A 23,189-nucleotide genomic window follows, 5' to 3' on the forward strand; every position below is an offset into this window, starting at 1 on the left:
AGGAGCACATGCCGAGGCATTATACTTCTCTTTAACATGCATAACATCCTTTTATATCCCGGATAACAGGCATCAGGGACCGACCCCTACCATTTAAGCTAATGATAAGGGTCGGTGAATTGTTGCCTGTATGCCCAACTGGAACACTCAATCAGGTACACTGATTAGATTGCAATTTATAGGGAAAGGGAATATTAGCCAAAATATTTGTTGTACCATACTAGGAACATATAGATTGTCCATACTTTACGTTGGTTTTTCGCTTTTCCTTCGTAATGGTCTGTTAATAATTGAACGATTGCTTGTTGATCAAAGAATTGTGCTGCAACTGGCGATTCAAAAGCCTCTTTAATTTTGTTGAAGTATTTGTCTTCTTGCAGCCAAAGTCTGATAGGAACAGGGAACCCGATTTTTTTGCGGTTTGCCCATTCTGATGGTAATGCACGTTCTGAAGCTTTACGGAAAGCAAATTTTGTATCTTGTTCATTGACACGGTAGCGTGATGGCACTTTAGATGCTACTTTCATAACTTCACGGTCAAGGAATGGTACGCGCAATTCAATAGAATGCGCCATACTCATTTTATCTGCTTTCAATAAAATGTCGTCTACTAACCATAAATTCAAATCTAGCAATTGTTTTTTCGTTAAATCATCTTCACCCGCAGCTTTTTTATAAACAGGCATTACTAAGTCTTCTACAGTAGGCGCATGATTGTAACGATCTGCCAATATCTCAGTCGCTTCTTTTTCTTCAAAGATATGCGCTTGTCCAATAAATGTTTGCTCTACTGGTAGACCTCCGCGCATTAAGAAGTGTTTGCCTCTAAGTTCAGGCAAAACTTTAGCTACTTCTGCAATTGGACGACGAATTAATTGAGGTATTTTTTTATATTTACGCATAGAAGGTGTTTCATCATACTCTGCATAACCACCGAATAATTCATCTGCACCTTCCCCAGACAATACAACTGTCACGTGTTTACGTGCTAATTCTGCTAAGAAATAAAGTGGAACGATAGACGGATTAGAATGTGGTTCATCCATCATATATTGAATTTCATCTAATCTATTGAAGCAAACTTCAGGATCAAGTACTTCATTAATATTTTCAATACCTAATTCAGTTGATAATTCTTTTGCATTATCAATTTCAGAGAAGTTTTGTGCACTGAAACCAACTGAGAAGGTTTTATCTGGTTTTAAAACAGAAGCTACATAGCTTGAGTCAACACCAGATGATAAGAATGAACCCACTTGAACATTTGGATCTGAAAATTCATGTGCTTTAATAGAGTCGCGGACAGTGTCATCGATCTCATCGACAATCTCATCAAGAGGACGTTCTTCCGGATGGAATTTTGGTTCCCAATAACGTGTCACTTCTAACTTGCCATCTTCAAAAGTCAAATAATGAGCTGCTGGCAATTTGAATACACCTTTAAAGAAAGTTTCATTCAATACAGGGAATTGGAATGTTAAATAAGGTTTTAATGCTTTTTCATTCAATGTTTTCTCAAAATGCGGATGAGGCAAGAAACTCTTAATTTCAGAGCCAAATAATAGCGTTCCATTCATATGTGCATAATAGAAAGGTTTAATACCGAACATATCACGTGCAGCGAATAAGCGCTTTTTATTGCGATCCCAGATCACAAAAGCAAACATACCACGTAGCTTTTGGACAAGCTTAGGGCCGTATTCTTCATATCCATGGATCAATACTTCACTATCTGTATCCGTTTTAAACGTATGGCCACAAGCAAGAAGATCTTCTCTAATTTCTTGGAAGTTATAGATTTCACCATTAAAAATTAATACTAATGATTGGTCTTCATTATAAAGCGGTTGGCTGCCGTGCTCTACATCGATAATACTAAGACGACGGAACCCAAGAGCTGCTAGTCCATCTGTAAAGTCTCCCGCCGAGTCCGGGCCGCGGTGTATAATTTGGTTCATCATATTTTCTAGTACAAGGCCAGGGTTTGAAACCTCACCGATAAATCCTGTAAATCCACACATATTAAATATCTCCTATCTATATCAATTCACTTTAATTCATGTTTTAGCCAATGTCATTGACAACTTTCGACATCTCTTGATTATACTCTATTTTTCCATTTATATGTACCCTTACATACCGAAAAAGATTGCCACTGAGTAGCAATCCGTTAATTTGTCCGTTTTTTATATTCTTTCTTCAATACTTCCAATGAAACTTGGTAAAGTTGCAGATCTTGCAGCTTGAATACACCAAGCTTCATTAGGTTATCTATTAGATCATCTTTTTTTTGTTCTTCTTCGATTGTTGATTGCTTGTTCATGCTGTATCTCCTCTTAACATTAATGCCATTTAAACTTTCCCCATCTTGAAGTTTATTTAAACTCTTCTTTTGAATTTTTCTTTCAGCCAAGGCATTCTTTTTACTAGTTGGTGATAAACCAGAAAACCCAATAGAGCGCCTAACGTATTAAGCCATAAATCATCAACATCTGTGCTTCGGTACTGGGGAAGTTGCATCGTTTCAATAAAAAGGGATAAACAAAATCCGACGATCAATAAATAGAAGAATTTTTCCATTTTCCGCCATAACATTGGAAGAAGAAATCCAATGGGCATAAAAATAGCGATATTCCCGAGAAAGTTAATAAAAAACGGTTGCCATAAACCTAAATAATGTATGGCGTTATATACATCTGTGAATACACGAAACAAATGGAGGTTGATTCCTAAAGAATCGGTATCCGTGATTCGCTTTTCCGCATAGCTAAAGCTAACGCCATTTTTAGGGATTATGGTTTCATAAAACAAGCCCACTAAATAAATCCCAAAAATAATTACTCCTGCTTCACGAAGCGGATTACGTTGAGAGGCCTTTTGTTTTCTTTTCATCCGTAAACGAATGAAAATAACAAAGGGTACAGCAATCATCATAACAATTAGCATATCAAGTGTGTATTGAAGTATATAAGACAACTTCTTCACTCATTTCTCTCTATCTAACAGGACAAATTATATAACATTAGGTTGCATGCTCACCATAAATATCTCTAATAAAGTTGGATTTTTAAGAAAGATAGAACTACTTCCCTACGTTACAGCACTAACTTCCTACTATTTTATGTTGTTAGATATGGGGCTTTTCTTGAAAGAATTACCTCTTTAAGTGTTTCTAATTTTTCAATCACAGTTTGTGAGCAAGCTTCCAATTCAGCTAAATATTTTTCTGCAAGTTGATTCTTATCAGCGTTATAAGCATTTATGGCCAATTTTGCGATTTCATGTACCTGTTCATGTGGTACTTTTAATTCCTTAAATGCAGGTTCATCTCCAAGCAATTCTCTGCCCATTCCATCATACCATTCTCCAAGCCGTGATTCTTTGTGCGTTCCAATATCCTCGGCGCTCAATTGTTCAAAACCGCTAAGTAGATTGTAGATGCGCCAACGCCAGAGCAGATGATCAGTAATAGCCAATGATATCACATCTTCCTGACTGATAATAAAATTCTTTGAAATGGTATTTGTACGGTAATCTATAATCATTTTGCTAAGTGTATAAATAATTTCTCCCGTTGTATGGGATAATTCTTTGCTTTTGACAGCATGCTCAGCAATATTGCGTATCCTGTCTACGATTTCATTAGCAGCGGTAGCTTGCTGCTTAGAGACTGAAGCGACATCTTCGATATTTTCACCTTGATCTTGTAGGTTTTCATTCAAAGCAGCTAATGTCTTTGTAATGCCTGTTGCTTCAAGGGAGCCAATATGTAAATCTTCTGCTGATTTAGTTGTTAATTCATTAATCTTTTTTGTAGTAATTAAGAGCTTTTGAATGTCTTCATGCACAGACTTAACAGAGGTCTTTGTATGATCTGCCAGTTTTCTTACTTCCTCTGCTACAATGGCAAAACCTTTACCAGCCTCTCCTGCTCTTGCGGCTTCAATCGATGCATTTAATGCAAGTAGGTTTGTCTGTTCCGCTAGGTCTTGAATAAATTTTACCAGCTGAGAGACATTATTGACTGTACTAACCAAATCTGAGACATGTTCATTAACGCTTCCTTGACCTTCATCTGTTACTGCCAGCAACTCTTGTACTGATTGTAACGAGCTAATACCTTTATTCAATTCCTTCAATGCTGTTTGCGTGTCATAGGTGATGTGTTGGATAGATGAAGATGCTTCTTCTATACCCGCTTCTAATTGTTCCATCGCTTCATTTACAACCATGACGTCTTGCATTTGAATTTCTTGAAAATCCCTCAAATCCTTAATCTGATCAAGCCTAGTATTATAGGAAATAATCTCGCCTAATCCATCTACAATAGAGTTTGCTTGTATTTCTATATAGGTCTCAACAATGATTTGCTGGTCTATACTTACCAACGTTTCATAAGCTAAAAGGACATCCATTGCCTTTTCAATGTCTCGGCTATACTTTTTAATAATCAGTGGAATAATCATTTGATTGATATAGGTATATGCTGAAATCATCCAATCTGGCAATACACCAATTTTCGCATGTGTATGCGCGATTTTACGGCGATCAAAAATATATTGTAAATCCAAGTCGTCCTGGAAAAGGCTACGGAAGTGCCGGTCAAAGGTTATTTTTAGACGATCAACATGTGAATACGTATCGATTATTTCTTTAAATTCCGGAATAGCCATTAAATGTTCATAGAAGCTCGTCAAGATCTTTTCGTGATGTTCAATATACAGGTCGCATAAATCTTTTACCGCTTCTCTCCTAATAGAGGAAAGTCCCAAAAAATCAAGTTTGCGCTGAAATCTTTCATTGGCGACAAGATCGGTACCAGGTGTGGAAGAGAAATATTGATAGTGTTTTTTTAACTTTGGAAACATAAGATGATCCTCCTTCGTTTTCAGCAACACACCCTATATATTTATTCAAAAGCCACAAGAAATTATGTCTATAGGGAACGTATTTACCTTATTATAATGGAGTTCCACCTACTTTAATACAACTTTATATCTAGTTTTTTTACACTATTTTCATAGTGTTTTAGGTAACAATAATTAAAAAAGGGAGCCATTTTTAATGGCTCCCTACTTAAAATCATATTTATGATGCAAAAAACATAACTGTTGGAACAAAAGATAAAACAAAGAATAAAGCATACCAGCCAGAGACTCTTTTCAATGAAAAGCTACGTCTCTTTTTCTCTGCGTAAAACGCATCGAAGAATACTGCGCAAACCAACGGAATGCTCATGCAATATACGGCTATTAGGATAAGATCATTAAAATTCATTTTGGCATCCCCCTTTAATTTAAACGTTCAATTGTGACAACTTTATGTCTATATAATACGCCGGTCGGACACAAAATGTCAACAATTCATTCACAAATTGGACAAATTTATTTTTCCAAGGACTTATTTATAGAATAAGTACCCAAAAACAGCAATTAAAACGCAAAAAAGCAGGCCTGCCTTAACTAAGGTTAGCATTCATTTTTATAAGTAATTATAATTTCATTAACAATAAAAAGTGAGGAGAAGGTGTAATGATTATTATGATAAACGGAGCATTTGGTGTGGGTAAGACCACTATTGCAAATACACTTCAAAATGAAATTGAACATAGTATGATATATGACCCTGAAGAGATAGGTTATATGTTAAGAAATGTTATTCCTATTGATATAAAAAGAACAGAATCCACTACAGGAGACTTTCAAGATTTAGAATTATGGAAAGAGTTAACTGTTGATGTGGCAAAAAGGTTAATTACAAAATATAAGATCAATCTAATCGTGCCAATGACGATTAGGAAAATAGAATACTTTCATTTCATTTATAACGGATTTAAAAGTATTGATGATCAAACCTATCACTTTTGCTTGAGTGCAAGTAAAGAGACAATTTACGAAAGGTTAAGACTCCGTGGAGAGGAAGAAGGAAACTGGTGTTTTCAACAAACCGATAAATGTTTAGAGGCTTACAATCAATATGATTTTGGAGAGTATATAGATACTGAAAAGGTTAGTATCATTGAAATCATTCAAGAAATAAAAGAAAAATTAAACCTTTATTAAACTAAATTATTTCTAATTTACTAGTAATATGCTTATACATTATACATACAAATAATGTTCCAAATGAAAGTGTGAGAATCCTAATAATCCTGTATATACAGACAATTTATTAATCTGTATACCTACATTCTATTTATCATTCCTAGACTTAAGGGCTTTATTCGAAAAACGATCTTCAACAATCTTAATCCAATTGAATATATTAAAGGTTTGTTCGAACAATCTTTTTTCAAAACAAGTCTTTTCTTTTGTTTAGAGAATACTTCAATAATTTAATATCATTGAAAATGAAAATTCTCTGTATTACTATATATCATAGTAATCTTATAAGAATAATTAAAATACAGGTGTAGATACAGAATCAATTTCAATAAATGGATAGCCTTGTGTCCTGTGAGATGAATTGACATTATGAATGATTAAAAATTTCACATTTCGTTAATACACTATTATAAAGGTTTTTGAAATGGATTCAGAAGGATTGAAAATAGTATTGAAAGGTGGCTTTAGAATGAACTACTATCATTCTATTCTCGACTTAGTCGGAAAAACTCCAATCGTTAAGTTGAATAAAATTCCCGAAGCAACTGGAGCAGAAGTCTTTATTAAATTAGAGTCTTTTAATCCTGGAGGAAGCGTAAAAGACCGTGCAGCTCTCAATATGATTACAAGAGCTGAAAAAGAAGGAAAACTCATTCCTGGTAAGAGCACAATCATTGAGCCGACGTCAGGCAATACAGGAATTGGTCTTGCTATGGTGTGTGCAGTAAAAGGTTACCCCTGCATCATTACAATGCCTGATAATGCAACAAAGGAACGTATTAAAATTATGAAAGCGTATGGTGCGGAGGTTCATTTGACGCCATCCGAATTTCGGATGCAAGGTTCTATTGATGAAGCTATACGTCTCTCAAAAGACATTCCAGATAGCTTCATTCCTATGCAATTTGATAACCAAGCTAATGCGGATGCCCATCGTAAAACAACTGCTGTGGAAATCCTAGATACATTTGATGGTTCATTGGATGCCTTTGTCTTAACAGCAGGTACAGGCGGCACAGTAACTGGCACAGGTGAAGAGCTGAAAAAACAGTTACCTGATTTAAAAATCTATGTAGTAGAGCCAGCGGGTTCACCAGTTCTTTCTGGCGGCCAACCTGGACCGCATAAAATTCCTGGCACAGGCCCTGGGTTTGTCCCTTCTATTTTAAACCGAGATATCTATGATGAAATTCTTCATATTGAAGATGAAGATGCTACAGTCATGGCACGCCGCCTTGCAGCGGAAGAAGGTATTTTTGTTGGCGCTTCAGGTGCTGCTTCAGCCTTTATGGCAGTTCAAGTAGCTAAAAAGCTGCCACCTACTGCTAAAGTGCTTTGCATTGCACCAGACACAGGCGAGCGATATTTATCATCCGATTTATTTGAAGACTAATAATCAAAAACCCAAGAATCAAGTATTCTTGGGTTTTTCATTCTCTTTTTTTCATGCCTTCCTATGCACTTCTCGATTCTGCTAACTTCAATAAATAGTATTGCTCCTCCTTTGCCATATGTTCTGCCATGGGCGCTGTAAAGCTGCTTAATACTTCAGCACTTAGCTCGTGTTCCTCTAACTCTAGCAAAAATGTTTTAAACAAATTCATTTCAACGTCTACTTCATTATTAAATCGTTTCAACGCTGGGAAAGAATCTATATTAGCCTGCAAAAAAGTAGTTAACTCCACTGCCTTTAAATAAAATTGTTCAAAATGCTGAGTGAACAAATGGCTTTTTTCTTTGAGCCTCTTTTCCACTCCATCCATATTATCGTTTATTGTTCCCGCATGCCCATAAGCATCTCTCAACCATAATAAGTGATGGTGCAACTCATGAAAAATGGGCGGAACTTCTCCTTTTTCTAAATAACCCAAAACATTCTGGTACTCTTCTAGCTCCAGCACCATATGCCCAATAAAGGAAGGGGTTAAATGGATTCCGATCTTTCCTTCTAATTGACGTCTAATGATATCGAATTTGAATTGCTTTAATTGCTCTGCCGCTTCATTGGCCTCACTTGCAAATCTTGGCGCGCTTGCAATATCTAATGCCTTTACTTTTTCATGAAGCTCCTTAAAACGCTCGATAAAACCTTTTGCTTTCTCAATAGCTTCTTTTTCAGATTCATATAAAGAGTCACGAATAAATTGACCATGATTCATTAGGATTTCTAGCCAAAAGTCATGTTCATACACTGCACTTTTTAAATAATCAGCGACCTCTATCACTCCTTCAAAATCACTCTACCCTCAGTCTATTGTGATGAAGGATTGTACTATGTATAAATTTATACAAATTTTTTTACTAAGCTCTTAAAAACAATCTAAAAAAATATTTTACTCAAAAACAAAAGGATGTTATAATTTTATCGTGTTAGCATACTAGTGCGCTAAAGTGTAAATAAAAATCTATTAAGCAAGGGGTCTGAATTATGAAACGTTTATCCATGCTTTTCCTTACATCCATTATGCTGCTAGGCATACTTGCTGGATGTTCCAGCAAATCAAGTTCTGATTCAAAAACATTGACCATCGGTGTAGATGACTCATTCGCGCCAATGGGCTTTCGAGATAAAGATAATAACCTAGTAGGCTTTGATATCGACTATGCAAAAGCTGCTGCGAAGAAAATGGGCTATAAAGTAGATATTCAGCCTATTGAATGGAAAGCGAAAGAATCCGAATTAAATAGCGGACGTATTGACTTAATCTGGAATGGTTATACCATTACGGACGAAAGAAAGAAAAAAGTAGACTTTTCTAAACCTTATCTAAAAAATGCGCAAGTCGTTGCAACACTAGCAAAAACAGACCTTTCTTCATTAAAAGATTTAAAAGGCAAAATCGTCGGTCTGCAAGCTCAATCTTCTGCTGCGGACGCTTTAGATGCGAGCCCTATAAAAGCTACTCTCAAAAGTACTAGTGAGTATGCAAATAATGTGATGGCATTAAATGATCTGAAAAGCGGTCGAACAGATGCCGTGATTATTGATGAAGTGGTAATTGATTATTATATGGCCAAAGATCCTGGCACATTTAAAGTATTAGATGAATCGCTATCACCTGAAGAATATGGTGTCGGTGTGAAAAAAGGCAATGAAAAACTGTTAAATAAACTGCAAAAGGCTTTAGACAGTATGAACGAAGACGGTACTGCGAAGAAAATTTCAAACAAATGGTTCGGCGAGGACAAGGTGTTAAAGTAACAACAATAAAGAAATGATTCTCCCTTTATTTTGAGGCTTGGGTGCCCATTCCTTAAACATGCTATTCGTATAGGAAGAATTGCTTTCGCTGTGCGGACAATAGGCGCGCGAGCCTTATAGGAGGAAATGACATGAGTTTAGATTATATCCTGACGATTCTAAAGCCAATGCTTCAAGGATCTCAAATGACGCTATTATTATTTATCATAGCCATTGTGCTATCCATTCCGCTTGGGTTTTTATTAACATTAGCTGTCAACAGCAGCATCAAACTGCTTTCCTTATTAGCCCAAGCTTATATTTATATCATGCGGGGCACGCCGCTTTTGCTACAATTATTAATTATTTGTTTTGGTTTACCTATGATACCGGGAATCGGACAATATTTAGTATTAGACCGTTTTACTGCAGCGTGTATCGGATTCATCCTAAATTACGCGGCATACTTTGCAGAGATATTCCGAGGTGGTTTATTGGCTATCGATAAAGGTCAATATGAAGCAGCTCAAGTACTGGGCTTAAACAAGCTCCAAACTACAGTGCGTGTTATCCTGCCACAGATGTTTCGGATTGCCATCCCATCACTTGCAAATGAATCTGTGACATTAATTAAAGATACTGCTCTTTTATATGCAGTCGCTGTACCAGAATTATTACATTTTGCGGAAACAGCTGTAAATCGGGACTTCACTATTGTGCCATTCTTTATAGCCGGCATTATTTATTTAATCATGACACTAATCTTAACACTGCTTTTCAAGTGGATCGAGCGACGGTTTACATTTGAATAGAGAGGAGCAATTGATATGGCAATAATGGAAGTGACCAATCTAAAGAAAACATTTGGCGATCTAGAAGTATTAAAAAGTATCACCTTTGATGTACAAAAAAATGAAGTGGTAGCCGTTATCGGTCCCTCTGGTTCAGGAAAAAGTACTATGCTCAGAAGCTTGGTGCACCTTGAAAAAATAGATGACGGCACTATCAATATTGATGGTGAATATCTCGTAAATAAAGGTGCTTATGCCTCACCTTCAGATTTAAAGAAAGCATCTACCAAAATGGGCATGGTGTTTCAACATTTCAATCTCTTTCCTCATTTAACGGTAAAGGAAAATTTAGAAATGGCACCTAAGCTTGTAAAGAAAGAATCTGCTCAAGAGCTTAGTCGGCGCAGTATGGAATTGTTAGAAAAAGTAGGCATGGCAGATAAAGCATCTGCCTATCCCTCTAACCTATCAGGCGGCCAAAAACAGCGTGTGGCGATCGCAAGAGCCCTCATGATGCAGCCGGACATTCTGTTATTTGACGAACCAACGTCTGCACTAGACCCTGAGCTTACAGGAGAAGTGTTAAGCGTTATGAAAGAATTAGCTAAAGAGCAAATGACGATGATTGTGGTAACGCATGAAATGGGATTTGCACGTGAAGTCGCAAATCGTGTCCTCTTTATGGATCAAGGTGAAATCCTGGAGGCAGGCACACCCGAAGAAGTCTTTGACAACCCACAATTCGAACGGACAAAAGCATTTTTGCGTCGGAATTTAAAATAATCCATTTAAAAGGTTGGCCAACAAATAGTTGTGGCCAACTTTTTTATTAATCTTCTAAGTATGGTGGATGGACAACGAGCACATCGCAGTTTGCAGTGCGGACAATCGCATTGGTAACACTACCGACTAAGAAGCGCTCTACCGCATTTAGTCCTGTTGCACCGCAAATAATTAAGTCCGCTTCCACTTGTTTAGCAATATCCCCTGTGATAGCTGTTTTAGGTGAGCCGTATTCAACCATTAAATTAACATCTGAAACGCCAGCTGTTTCTGCTTCTTTGTAGCCTTCTAATAGACTTTTAGCAAATTGTTCTGCATTTCTTTGTTCATCTGTTAGGTTATAAGAATCTAATACAGCGTACGCTCTTGAATCAATGATATTCACCAAGTGTAGCTTAGCTTGGTTACGTTTAGCGATTTCAACGCCCTTTTTTAAGGCATACTCAGCTTCTTTAGAGCCATCAATACCTATAAGTATGTTTTTGTAATTTCCAATCATTTCATCTACCCCCTTTTCTTTTTCAATTTATACCCTTTTTCAAGTTATTTCAAATCAGAGATGGAACAGCTCAGACGTTTTTTGGTATTTGTGTATTTTTTAAAACATTTCATTCTATTCCATTTGCATAACTGCTTTTCTATTACGCCATACTAGGGATGAAGATAAGAAATCTGGCAAGAGGAGTGTTATACAGTTGGCAAAAAACAATACGAACGCTTTATCCATCTTTGCATTGGGCGGATTAAATGAAATCGGCAAAAATATGTATGCTATCCAAGATGAAGATGAAATTTTGATTATTGACTGCGGCGGCAAGTTCCCCGATGAAAGTCTATTGGGGATCGACCTGATTATCCCTGATATCACCTATCTCATGGAAAACAAAGAAAAGATTCGTGGTCTGATTGTCACGCATGGCCATGAAGATCATATTGGTGGCATCCCTTATTTCCTAAAGAAGATAAATGTTCCTATTTATGCATCTCGGTTTACCCTTGGCCTTATTGAAGTCAAATTAAAAGAGCATAAGCTATTACGTAAAACAAAGCTTCATGAAATAAATTCCAATACAGTGATTGCATTTGATCGCATAGAAGTGAGCTTCTTTAAGACGAGTCACAGTATTCCAGATTGCCTGGGAATTGTCTTTTCTACTGAAGAAGGAATCATTGTACATACAGGTGACTTTAAATTTGATTTAACACCTGTGAATGCTCAATATTCAGATGTCCATAAAATGGCAGAAATCGGCAACAAAGGCGTATTGGCTCTTTTATCAGAGAGTACCAATGCTGAACGCCCAGGGTCCGCTCCTTCTGAACAAGAAGTGGGAAAACATATTGATGAAGCTTTCTTCGCGGCAGAGAAGAAAATCATAATCTCTACCTTTGCTTCCAATATCAATCGTGTTCAGCAGATTATCGATGCAGCTGTAAAGACAAACCGCAAAGTGGCTTTGTTAGGACGAAGTATGCTCACTGTCGTTCCAATTGCGATTGAAAGAGGCTATCTGCAGGTACCTCCGCGATTATTAGTAGATGCACGAACTGTTATGAGTCTGCCCCCTGAAGAAGTCGTGGTACTTTGTACGGGCAGTCAAGGGGAGCCGTTAGCTGCGCTTTCCAGAATGTCGACATCAGATAACCGTGATGTTCAAATCCATGCTGGAGACACTGTTATTTTTTCAGCCTCTCCTATTCCGGGCAATGAAAAAGATGTATCACGTATTGTCAATAATCTTTTCCAGCTTGGAGCAAAAGTCATCTATGGCTCATCTAGCATTACAGGCATGCATGTTTCCGGACATGGCTACCAAGAAGATTTGAAATGGATGCTGACACTTATGAAACCGAAATACTTTGTTCCGATTCATGGCGAATACCGAATGCTGTATCTTCACCGTGAGTTGGCTGAGTCTGTCGGCGTAGAGGAAGGCAACACCTTTATTATGCAAAACGGAGACGTGCTGGATATTGAAAAAGGAGAAGCAAGGCAAACGCGTAAAATTCCTGCTGGTGATACCTATGTTGATAGCATTGATATAGGCGAAGTGGGAGAAATTGTTTTACGCGACCGAAAACAGCTTGCTGAAGATGGGATGCTCGTCATTGTACTCACCATAAGCAAAGAAGACGGCAGCATGACTGCCCCTCCCGACACTATCTCCCGTGGCTTTGTCTATGCGAAAGATAATGAAGTATTGCTCGGAAAGGTCAACCGCCTCGTTGCATCTACAATAGAAGATTTAGAGGGCAGAGACGCACAGCAATGGAATATCGTAAAGCGCAAAGTAAAAAAATCGGTTGGCCAATATTTATTTGAACAAACAAGAAGAAGACCGATGATTTTGCCTATAATTTTTGAGATATAAAAGGCCAAAAGAAAAAGCCCCTATAGTAGGGGCTTTTATCTTTTATTTTTTCGCCTTTTTCACAGTAACTGTAACTGTTTTGCTTGTGCGTTTTTTAGAATCAACCGTATTGAAATATAATTTCGTGCCGGCTTTTTGTTTTTTCAGCTTGATTTTGAATTGAGCATTCTTTGAAGCTGTTGTTTTGCCAATTACTTTTTTAGCTGAATTTTTCATAACTACTTGTAATTTTGGTTTTGCGAAACCTGTCACAACAGTTGTTTTAGTTGTGATAGTTTTTACTTCTGGTGCTGCCGGACGATTGTCCTTTGCTACATACAAAGCTAATGTTGAAGCAGCTTTATATGATGGATTCGTCACTGTCATTGTTAAGTGTTGATTCACTTTTTGTGCAGGAATTTTCACTTTGAATTTTCCATGTACAGAAGTGGCTTTACCAATCACTTTAGAGCCTTTTTTCACGATAACTTTAGAACCAGTTTTTGCTCTGCCTGTTACTGAAGTTGTTCTTTCTAAAATTGGATGTACTTTTACTCGTAAATCTGCAGTACTTACAGCGTTAAATGCATTCAAGCGGCCATAGCCTGATACAAGATCAGTACCGACACGAAGATCGAAATCTTCCGGATCCATGTCGCCACCTAACAACATATCAAAGATGCTTCCTTCCTCACCAGTGTTATCTTTACCTTCAAAGGTTACATTTTTTGAAGTTTGGTGAAGAATTGTTTTGATATCAGAAACGCTTAATGTAGAATCAACAGAACGTAATAATCCAGCAACAGCTGCTACGTGAGGCGCTGCCATTGAAGTACCGCTCATATATGTCACATTACCGTTTGGCACAAGGCTAGGAATATTCGTACCCGGTGCAACAAGGTCTAATTTTTCACCGAAGTTGGAGTAATCCGACACAATGTCCCAATCGTTTGTAGCACCTACAGAAATAGCATAGCGAGAACGTCCAGGATATGAAATGCCCATTTGGCCATCATTTCCTGATGCTGCAATAACTGCTACACCTTTTGAAGATGCATATTGCATTGCTGCTTCAAGTGTACGGCTATATGAACCACCAAGGCTTAGGTTGATTACTTTTGCGCCATGGCTTGCAGCATATTTAATACCTCTAGCGATTGTTTCTGTATCGCCTGCTCCATCAGCTGTTAACACCTTGACAGGCATAATTTTTGCGTGCTGGTCAAGACCTTGAATTGAATATCCATTATTTGCCTCTGCTGCTATAATGCCCGCAACATGTGTACCGTGACCATTATCATCTAATGGACCTGTTGTTTCGTCAACAAAGTTTTTGCCGATAGACGGATCAACATGTCCTTTTAAATCAGCAAGAGTATAGTCAACGCCAGTATCTACAACTGCAATGACTGTATCTTTAACTTTTTTAGTGCTTAATAGTGATTGAAGTTTATCATTTTGAACATCCGCGCCTTTTGTTCCTTCATTTTTACCAAGATTCTTTAATGACCATTGATAACTTGATAAAACATCGCTAGATAGCGCATGGTAGGTTTGGACAGGCTCTACATATTCTACTTCATTTAACTTTTCTACTTGGGAAACAGTTGCTTGAAGTGCTTTAGTTTGAGCTTTTGCACTCATGCTTGCTGTTTTTGCATCCATTTCTACCACATACGTATTGTCAAGCAACTCATCTGAGTGTTCAACAGTTGATAATGTAGAGAACGTTTTGTTACCAGAGATTTTAGATTGCACAGATTTCAATGTCTTGCCATCTTTTAATTTAACAATATATTTACCGGAAGCTGAGTTTCCATTTAATTTAATACCAACATTTTTCGCGATAGCTACTAAATCTTCACCCGCTAGGCTATCAATCTGTACTTTTTTCGCGATAGTATCCATGCTTTGTTGTAATTTAGCTGGTACTGCAGCATGAGCAATGTCGAAAAGCTGCTTAATCGCATTCGCTTCTGATTTGCTGATAACACGTGTGCTGTTTCCGCCATTTTGGTTTAGATCAGTGATAAGCGGTTGAATTTCAACCAAATGCTTGTACACATCTTGTTTTGTATCTTTGTTAAAAATCATTTTTGCCACAAGGAATGGTGCTGCTTTGTAGTATAAAGATGATAGCTGCTTGCCTTGTGTTGATTTTGCTAGAGTACCATCACGGAATAGACGGATATCTTTTAAGATTTGTGTAGCACTTTTTTGTTTTGCGACACTGTATTCAACAGGACATACAGAGCCTGTTGCTTCTTCTTTAGCAGGTGAAAGCTTAACAGATTTTGCTGTGATACTATAGTTGACTGAGTCTGTGCTACCACCTTCATCCTCACTAAGACCTTCCATCGGAAGATCATCTGCAAAGCCACTGTATTCCACCTTCACATAATAAGGTCCTTCCCATGCGTAAGGGAATGAAATAGTAGCAGCTTGATCAGAAACTGTCCCTGTTACGTATTGCTCAAAAGCATCATCTGCGATTGCTTTTGCTTTATTAGGATAAACAGATACATTTACAACTTGGTCACTGTTTATATCGAATTTTATATGTGAGTATTTTGAAACTTCTTCTTTCGTTGGTGTAACTTTGTACCAATATACACCTGGTTGGTCAAATGAACCTTTAACGGCCGCGCCATTTGTTATAGCTGTCGCATCATCAATTGCTGTTGCAGTAGTCGTTTCTGCTGCAAAGCTTTGTTGCGGCGGAAGCGTCAATCCTAGAATGATAGCAAATGCTAATAGCCAAACAGCAATTTTGCGAGTGTTTTTTTGCTTCACTTAAAAACCTCCTATTAAACTTTTTTTGGAAAAACATCCTAATCCATCATAGCTCATTTACTCTATTCTTCAACAGGGTTTTTTAACAATTTTCATATTCTCAACTATTGACTTATATCAATGCATGTAAATAGAACTATTACTTAAATACATTTACCTACACAATAAACTATAATACCTATTTTTTAGTTTATTATTAGAAAAAAAGTAAACCCATAGAGTTTTCCATGGGTTAATCAGTATTAAAGATACTTTCTTGAGTTTTTCTTTCCATCATAAGAATAAAGGACAAATTTATCTTCTACTACTGTTCGAAGATGCACGGGCCGCCCCCACAGCTGATAAACATAAGGCAGGACCTGTTCTAAATAACGAGGATCCAGCTCCATTCCTTCATAGCCATGTACTAAAAAGAGCTCTCCATTTCTTAGATAATCACCATTTTCGACGACAATGTAAGGGAAGCCACCATTGACGCGCATCTGAACGAGTTGGTCCCTCACTGCTACATAGTCTTTATCTGTAATTCGATAATCAGATCCTTGTTTTCCAAATAAATAAAGATCTTCCCGTTTCGCTAGATCTTTCGTTAAATAGTTACGAATAAAGGACATATCCGATTCAACTTCTCGCACTTCGAACATTTTTTGGCGCCCCGAATTGGGTGCTACGCCAAGCCTTTTCATTTCCTCTGTTGGATTGTTGTATCTCTCTTCAATATCTTCAAAAATTTTAATTCCTAAATAATACGGATTAATAGAGGTTTTGGATGGTTGGAGAACGCCTGCATTCAGCTTAGCATAATCAATTGTTTCCTCCGTCGATAAATCTAACTCTCGCATAATGCGTTGATGCCAATAAGATGCCCAGCCCTCATTCATAATCTTTGTTTCTAATTGCGGCCAGAAATAGAGCATCTCCTCTCTCATCATCGTCAAAATATCTCGCTGCCAGTCCTCCAGCTCGCGGCTGTGTGTTTCAATAAATAAGAGGAGATCCTTTTCTGGTTCCTCGGGGAATTTCTTTTTCTTGAAGCGAGTGGATAGAGGTTCTTCTTCTTGTTGTTCTAAATTCCAAAGCTCGTCATAAGGCGATTTTCTTTTCCGTGGAGCTCCTATGTCCACTTCTTCTGATTTTTCGCCGAGCTGTGGCCGCATTAATGAAGGATCAATATGCTCTTGAATCGCTAAAATAGCATCTAGAAACTCTTCTACCTCATCTTTTCCATACAGCCTTTCATAGTGGGCAATACGCTCTGCAGTAGCAGTCATACTTTCCACCATATCTCTTCGTGTATTGGAAAAACGAATATTATTTTTAAAGAAGTCACAGTGAGCTAAAACGTGTGCGATGATTAATTTATTTTGAGTTAATGAATTCGTATCAAGCAAGAAAGCATAGCAAGGATCTGAATTAATCACAAGTTCATAAATTTGACTTAGGCCTAAATCATATTGCAACTTCATCTTATGAAACTGTTTTCCAAAACTCCAATGGGTAAAACGTGTTGGCATTCCATAAGCGCCAATTGTGTAGATTACTTCCGCGGGGCAAATTTCATAGCGCATTGGATAAAAGTCTAACCCAAAACCACTAGCAATCTCAGTAATTTCTTCGATTGCTATTTGAAGTTCTCTTTCCATTTTTTAATCCTCCTCCGCGCTTATTAACCTAACATTCTATCTCTAGCTGTGTTGAATCTTATAACTTTTGTTCTTCGACTTCTTTTTGGAAGAAGCATTTCAGCGCTTCGTATACATCATGTTTACTTTTAAGGACATAGTGGCGAAACTTAGGGTCTACAATCTTTTTATAGTTGTACATCATCGTTGAAAAACGATTATGCTGGTTGACCTCTCCATATCCAAACATGCTGGACACGCCCATTAATTGCTGTACAAGTTTTAAACAAGCATCATTATCAGTAGACATATTTTCTCCATCTGAAAAATGGACAGGATATATGTTGTATTTAGAAGGTGGATATTTTTCGTTAATGAGTTCAAGGGCCTTCACATAGGCAGATGAGCAAATCGTTCCTCCGCTTTCCCCTTTTGTGAAAAACTCCTCTTCCGTCACTACTTTCGCTTTCGTATGGTGTGCAATAAATTCAATTTCGACGCTTTCATATTTGGTGCGCAGGAAACGCGTCATCCAAAAGAAGAAGCTTCTCGCACAATATTTTTCAAAGCTTCCCATAGAGCCACTTGTATCCATCATTGCAAGTACCACAGCTTTTGATTCGTGTTTAATCTCCTCATCCCACGTCTTAAAACGAAGATCATCATTATAAATAGGGGCAATCTCGGCTTTCCCCTTCATCGCATTTCGTTTGATGGCATTCAGTATAGTCCGTTTTTTATCAATATTGCCCATCAACCCTTTTTTACGTATATCATTAAATTCAATTTTTTCCGATTGGATCTCTGCTTTATCTTTTTCCTGTAAGTTCGGCAGTTCAAGCTCCTTAAACAATACACTTTGCACTTCTTCTATGCTTACCTCTGCCTCATAATAATCTTCCCCAGCTTGGTCTCCGGCCTTCTTCCCTCTGCCTGGCCCATTTTGTTGGCCGCTGCCATCACGGGCGATTACATCTCCAACTTTGCTGTCTCCTTTTCCTTGGCCTACATGCTTCGATTTGTCATAGTTATAACGAATTTTGTATTCATCTAATGAACGAATGGGAATCTTGATGACATCTTTCCCATTCGACATCACGATGTTTTCTTCACTGACTAAATCAGGCAAATTGCTTTTGATAGCTTCTTTTACTTTTTCCATATGGCGTTGCTGGTCTTGATGCCCTTTGCGATGGAGAGACCAATTTTCCTGTGAAATGACAAAATGCTTATTCGGATTTTCAGCCATTATATCCTCACCCATCTCTTAATTTAGAAACTCTACACTTGGCGTTTGCATTGGGATAATTCTTAACGCTTTACTTATACTATGCATAGAGATTGAATTATTTAACTTTTTGATATAAAAAAATGGAGTGTCCTTAAAAAATGTGGACACTCCTCAACACTTAGCGATTCAATAAACTACCAACATATTGAAGCAATTCATTGGCAGATGTAGTTGTATATCCATGTTCATCCACCAAAGTTGCGATTACTTCATTCATTTTTTTCAACTGCGATTCATCCGGTGTTTTGGAAGAAGTCGTGATTTTCACGACATCTTTTAAATCGGCGAACAACTTCTTCTGAATAGCCTCTCTTAACCGTTCATGCGAGTTATATTCAAATCGTTTTCCTTTACGCGCATAAGCAGAGATACGAATCAAGATCTCTTCGCGGAAGCCTTTTTTCGCATTTTCTGAAATGCCGATCTGTTCTTCGATTGAACGCATTAGCTTTTCGTCTGGGTTTAGTTCTTCCCCTGTCAGCGGGTCACGCAGCTTATTTTTATTGCAAAAGGCTTCTACATTATCTAAATAATTATTCATTAGCGTCTTAGCAGATTCCTCATATGAATAGACGAACGCCTTTTGGACTTCATTTTTCGCAATCTCATCATACTCTCTTCTAGCAATGGCAATAAAATTCATGTATTTGTCTTTATCTTCCTGGCTAATGGAAGCATGCTGATCAAGCCCATCTTTTAAAGCTAAAAGGACATCCAGCGCATTAATTGATGGTGACTTCTTGCGAATAATCGCTGAAGAAATCCGGTTGATAATATAGCGCGGATCGATACCATGCATGCCCTCGTTCGGATATTCTTTCTTCAAATCTTCCACATCTACAGAATTATAGCCTTCAACACTCTCGCCGTCGTACAATCTCATTTTCTTTACAAGATCGATTCCTTGTTTTTTAGGTACTTCCAACCTGGATAAAACAGAGAAAATCGCGGCTGCTTTTAATGCATGCGGTGCTATATGAATATGATTCATATCACTGTCACGAATCATTTTTTCATAAATCCGTTCTTCCTCTCTCACCTTCAGGTTATAAGGAATAGGCATGACAATAATACGTGAATGGAGGGCTTCATTCTTTTTATTGGATATAAACGTACGGTATTCTGTTTCATTTGTGTGCGCCACAATCAATTCATCTGCACTAATCAATGCGAACCTACCCGCTTTAAAGTTCCCTTCTTGCGTTAAGGAGAGGAGGTTCCATAAGAATTTTTCGTCTAACTTCAGCATTTCCTGGAATTCCATCATACCGCGATTCGCTTTATTTAACTCACCATCAAAACGATAGGCTCTTGGATCAGATTCTGATCCGTATTCTGCTATCGTTGAAAAGTCGATGCTTCCGGTTAAGTCAGCGATGTCTTGTGATTTCGGATCGGATGGTGTGAATGTGCCGATACCTACGCGTTTATCTTCAGAGAAGAAGATGCGTTCTACCTGCACATTTTCAATCTCTCCCCTATATTCTTGGTCAAGGCGCATTGTGTTTAGAGGCGAAAGATTTCCTTCTATACGAATGCCGTATTCCTCATAAAAGTCGTTACGCAAATGGGGTGGAATGAGATGAAGCGGATCTTCATGCATTGGGCAGCCTTTAATCGCATAAACTGCTCCCTCATCTGTACGTGAATACTGTTCTAATCCCCGTTTAAGCATAGTCACAATCGTGGACTTACCACCACTGACTGGCCCCATTAATAACAAGATACGTTTCCTTACATCTAATCGTTTGGCTGCAGGGTGGAAGTATTCTTCTACCAGCCTCTCAATGGCTTCTTCAAGTCCAAAAATTTCTTCACCAAAGAAGTGATACATTTTCTTGCCGTCTCTTTCATTAAGACCAGAGCTTTTAATCATATTATAAACGCGCGAATGAGCAGTTTGAGCCACTTCAGGCCTTTCTTTGACTATCTCTAAATAGTCTGCAAAAGTACCTTCCCACTTCAGCCTGTTTTCTTCTTCACGGTAACGTTTAAACTTATTTAAAATATCGATTGTTATCCCTCCATTCAGGCCTGTTTTAACCATGATATGTTAGGAACTTTCGAATGATAACTAATTAATTAAGGGATTTATGGAACTACTATGATTTTTAGACAATGGCTTATGAAATCAACATTTTTGGATATTCTATCGAAGAAGGAAAGGAGGATTTTGATGAATCGCTTGATTATCGCATTCTTACTAGCACTCTCATTTATTCAAATGGTTCTTCCTCTAAATGTATTAGCTCAAACGGAAACATCTAAAGAAGACCTGCTAAAGCAGCGAATGTCTCTTTATGTTCAATTTGAAGATATGTTGGTGCCTTGGTATTTCTTAGCCGCTATTGATCAATATGAACGTAATATTCAGGCAGTACGAAAAGATATTCCATCACGGGAGGGCGTAGTTGCCATCCGTTTTTCTGATGAATATTGGGCAGGCCCTTTTAATCCTTTAATACAGGATAATTCACCAACTACGATTGATTATTTTGGTGGCATGGGGCTTGATGGAGATAAAGATGGTGTGGCTGATGCTGAAAATGACATTGACATAATCTATACGATGGCCAGTTACTTAAGTCATTACGGACCATCAGAAGCCGATTTCAAAAAAGCTTTATGGGATTATTACACCAATGAGACGATCGTCAATCAAGTCTTGGCTATTGCTTCATTATATAAAAAATATCAAGATATCAATTTAGAACAGTACACTTTCCCCGTAGCTCTCGGATATAATTATACCTTCAAGGGAACCTGGGGAGCTAACCGTGGTTGGGGCGGAAGGCGTATTCATGAAGGAACAGATATCTTTGCTGATTATGGTACACCTGTATTATCTGCTTCATATGGAGTTGTCGTCACAAAAGGATGGAACAAATTTGGTGGATGGCGAATCGGCATTCGGGATCACCATAATTCCTATCATTACTATGCTCATCTCTCCTCTTATGCCAAAGGAATAGAAGTTGGTGATATCGTCAAACCCGGAACGGTAATTGGTTATGTAGGTAGCTCAGGTTATGGAAGTGAAGGAACTTCAGGTAAGTTCCCACCACATCTTCACTATGGTATTTATAAATTTAACGGTCGTTATGAATGGGCTTATGACCCTTACCCTTCCCTTCTACAATGGGAAAGGACGGCGAAAGCCCAACTTAAAAAGAACTAACGAAACCAAAGTTTGGATAAAAGCTCCACAGGATCTTATAGATGGAAATTGAAGGCAAGCCTCGTAAGAAGGGCCGTCTGGAACGGAACACCGCAAGTTCTTCATACTAAATGAATTCTATAGAAGAAAAAAACACCGAACAGATGTGAGATTTTTTCACATTGTTCGGTTTTTTCATAGGCAATTCTTTATTATCTTTTATTATTTACAGGATATTTTGTTTTACAAACATCAAAAATTCTCTTTGCATCGAGCCAAGAGTCAATATTTTGGTGGGAATTCTAAACTTCCATGCCTGCCTCTTTAAATTGAAAGACCATAAGACTGTAAGTGGATCTTTAGTAGCATACTTTTGATCTTGGATTTCAGCTAATTCAAAAATAAGTTTATGTACTATTTTGGTGGAGAATAGATTTAGAAAAAGAACAATCATATGATTATCATTTATCAGTAGTATAGCTCGATTGGTGATAGCTGAAAAGCCTTGAGGCGTCGCGTAACAAAGAAACATATCTGGCTCTCTATGAGATTCAGCAAGACTTTCAAGCGATTTTTTAGTAATAAATAGCATGATGAGATACCTCTATGTATATCATATTTTTTTCAAACATTATAAGAAAAAAGTGAAATCGTTAGAAAGATTTCACTTTTTTCACTGACAGAATTAGTGAACAATTAACTTAGTTCACTTTGTAAATCGGTATGCAGCTTAAAGAGCATAATCCGCTCTCCTGTTTGTGTGCTTATATCTGTATGAAAGCTTAAAACCTCTTGGTTTGTGATCGATCTAATAATTGCCTTCAGCTCATCTATCCCAGATTCCACGAGGCTATTTCGGTGATCTTTCACCTTAAGCAATCCTTCTTTCTTTTCACAGAGAGAATATTCTGCAGGCGTCAGGATACCGCGCAGCACGACAATAATCATGTCGCGCAAAATATCCGACTTAACCGAAACCGATCCGCGCCCTAAATAATTCTTTTCCCAGTGCGTTAAAGCTTTGCTGATTTCCGATTCTACCGTTCCTCTTGTTTTATCCATTTTTCAATCTCCCGCTAACCTGTTGGCATTTTAGTCACTCTGCTTCTATTTTAA

20 protein-coding genes are annotated in these 23,189 nt (G+C 37.7%); 7 read left to right on the forward strand and 13 right to left on the reverse strand.

Annotated elements, in window-relative coordinates; all coding sequences use genetic code 11:
* Window positions 1–194 precede the first annotated feature (194 nt).
* The 5 genes from asnB to RCJ93_RS11975 form a co-directional block, all read right to left on the reverse strand.
* The gene (gene asnB / locus RCJ93_RS11955) at window positions 195–2,021 is read right to left on the reverse strand and encodes an asparagine synthase (glutamine-hydrolyzing) (protein WP_446739099.1); all 1,827 of its coding nucleotides are present in this window, start codon (window positions 2,019–2,021) and stop codon (window positions 195–197) included.
* A 149-nt stretch (window positions 2,022–2,170) separates the two neighbouring features.
* Entirely contained in the window at window positions 2,171–2,323 is a 153-nt protein-coding gene (locus tag RCJ93_RS11960) for a Fur-regulated basic protein FbpA (protein WP_084246948.1), read from the reverse strand.
* A gap of 56 nt (window positions 2,324–2,379) precedes the next feature.
* Entirely contained in the window at window positions 2,380–2,976 is a 597-nt protein-coding gene (locus RCJ93_RS11965) for a VanZ family protein (RefSeq protein WP_066789784.1), read from the reverse strand.
* Window positions 2,977–3,119: 143 nt separating this feature from the next.
* Window positions 3,120–4,868 (reverse strand): protoglobin domain-containing protein, encoded by a 1,749-nt coding sequence (locus tag RCJ93_RS11970; RefSeq protein WP_446739100.1) that lies wholly within the window; start codon window positions 4,866–4,868, stop codon window positions 3,120–3,122.
* Window positions 4,869–5,088: 220 nt separating this feature from the next.
* Entirely contained in the window at window positions 5,089–5,277 is a 189-nt protein-coding gene (locus tag RCJ93_RS11975; RefSeq protein ID WP_066789788.1) for a hypothetical protein, read from the reverse strand.
* Window positions 5,278–5,531: 254 nt separating this feature from the next.
* On the opposite strand from RCJ93_RS11975, the gene RCJ93_RS11980 reads away from it, so the two are divergent.
* Window positions 5,532–6,062, forward strand: a complete 531-nt coding sequence (locus RCJ93_RS11980; RefSeq protein WP_446739101.1) for an AAA family ATPase — start codon at window positions 5,532–5,534, stop codon at window positions 6,060–6,062.
* Window positions 6,063–6,573: 511 nt separating this feature from the next.
* On the forward strand, window positions 6,574–7,497 hold the full coding sequence (gene cysK, locus RCJ93_RS11985; RefSeq protein ID WP_150285172.1) for a cysteine synthase A: 924 nt from the start codon (window positions 6,574–6,576) through the stop codon (window positions 7,495–7,497).
* Between the two features lie 61 nt (window positions 7,498–7,558).
* On the opposite strand, the gene RCJ93_RS11990 is transcribed toward cysK, so the two are convergent.
* On the reverse strand, window positions 7,559–8,263 hold the full coding sequence (locus RCJ93_RS11990; protein WP_446739212.1) for a DUF2935 domain-containing protein: 705 nt from the start codon (window positions 8,261–8,263) through the stop codon (window positions 7,559–7,561).
* A gap of 269 nt (window positions 8,264–8,532) precedes the next feature.
* Between RCJ93_RS11990 and RCJ93_RS11995 the strand changes: the two genes are divergently transcribed.
* The 3 genes from RCJ93_RS11995 (at window position 8,533) to RCJ93_RS12005 (ending at window position 10,859) form a co-directional block, all read left to right on the forward strand.
* Complete coding sequence (locus tag RCJ93_RS11995) at window positions 8,533–9,306, forward strand: amino acid ABC transporter substrate-binding protein (protein WP_066789800.1); 774 nt, start codon at window positions 8,533–8,535, stop codon at window positions 9,304–9,306.
* A gap of 131 nt (window positions 9,307–9,437) precedes the next feature.
* The gene (locus RCJ93_RS12000) at window positions 9,438–10,097 is read left to right on the forward strand and encodes an amino acid ABC transporter permease (RefSeq protein WP_446739102.1); all 660 of its coding nucleotides are present in this window, start codon (window positions 9,438–9,440) and stop codon (window positions 10,095–10,097) included.
* Between the two features lie 15 nt (window positions 10,098–10,112).
* Window positions 10,113–10,859: an amino acid ABC transporter ATP-binding protein gene (locus tag RCJ93_RS12005; protein ID WP_305882084.1), complete on the forward strand. Its 747-nt coding sequence runs from the start codon at window positions 10,113–10,115 to the stop codon at window positions 10,857–10,859.
* Between the two features lie 46 nt (window positions 10,860–10,905).
* Here the strand turns inward: RCJ93_RS12005 and RCJ93_RS12010 are convergent, their stop codons facing one another.
* Entirely contained in the window at window positions 10,906–11,358 is a 453-nt protein-coding gene (locus RCJ93_RS12010; RefSeq protein ID WP_066789814.1) for a universal stress protein, read from the reverse strand.
* A 265-nt stretch (window positions 11,359–11,623) separates the two neighbouring features.
* On the opposite strand from RCJ93_RS12010, the gene RCJ93_RS12015 reads away from it, so the two are divergent.
* Window positions 11,624–13,231, forward strand: coding sequence for a ribonuclease J (locus RCJ93_RS12015; protein WP_084247024.1), 1,608 nt, complete (start codon window positions 11,624–11,626; stop codon window positions 13,229–13,231).
* Between the two features lie 42 nt (window positions 13,232–13,273).
* Here RCJ93_RS12015 and RCJ93_RS12020 read toward each other — a convergent pair whose 3' ends face one another.
* From RCJ93_RS12020 to RCJ93_RS12035, 4 genes are all read right to left on the reverse strand, one after another.
* A complete protein-coding gene (locus tag RCJ93_RS12020) occupies window positions 13,274–16,003 on the reverse strand; it encodes a S8 family serine peptidase (protein WP_446739103.1) in 2,730 nt (909 codons plus the stop codon).
* Window positions 16,004–16,245: 242 nt separating this feature from the next.
* On the reverse strand, window positions 16,246–17,646 hold the full coding sequence (locus tag RCJ93_RS12025; RefSeq protein ID WP_150285175.1) for a SpoVR family protein: 1,401 nt from the start codon (window positions 17,644–17,646) through the stop codon (window positions 16,246–16,248).
* Window positions 17,647–17,704: 58 nt separating this feature from the next.
* On the reverse strand, window positions 17,705–18,874 hold the full coding sequence (gene yhbH, locus RCJ93_RS12030) for a sporulation protein YhbH (RefSeq protein ID WP_150285176.1): 1,170 nt from the start codon (window positions 18,872–18,874) through the stop codon (window positions 17,705–17,707).
* Window positions 18,875–19,034: 160 nt separating this feature from the next.
* The gene (locus RCJ93_RS12035; protein ID WP_147197358.1) at window positions 19,035–20,930 is read right to left on the reverse strand and encodes a PrkA family serine protein kinase; all 1,896 of its coding nucleotides are present in this window, start codon (window positions 20,928–20,930) and stop codon (window positions 19,035–19,037) included.
* Window positions 20,931–21,092: 162 nt separating this feature from the next.
* Between RCJ93_RS12035 and RCJ93_RS12040 the strand changes: the two genes are divergently transcribed.
* A complete protein-coding gene (locus RCJ93_RS12040; protein WP_446739104.1) occupies window positions 21,093–22,094 on the forward strand; it encodes a M23 family metallopeptidase in 1,002 nt (333 codons plus the stop codon).
* Between the two features lie 205 nt (window positions 22,095–22,299).
* Here RCJ93_RS12040 and RCJ93_RS12045 read toward each other — a convergent pair whose 3' ends face one another.
* Both RCJ93_RS12045 and RCJ93_RS12050 read right to left on the reverse strand, forming a co-directional pair.
* Window positions 22,300–22,665, reverse strand: coding sequence for a hypothetical protein (locus RCJ93_RS12045; protein WP_446739105.1), 366 nt, complete (start codon window positions 22,663–22,665; stop codon window positions 22,300–22,302).
* A gap of 104 nt (window positions 22,666–22,769) precedes the next feature.
* On the reverse strand, window positions 22,770–23,135 hold the full coding sequence (locus RCJ93_RS12050; RefSeq protein ID WP_066789827.1) for a DUF2294 domain-containing protein: 366 nt from the start codon (window positions 23,133–23,135) through the stop codon (window positions 22,770–22,772).
* Between the last annotated feature and the right edge of the window lie 54 nt (window positions 23,136–23,189).

This window comes from Rummeliibacillus sp. BSL5, assembly GCF_052928305.1.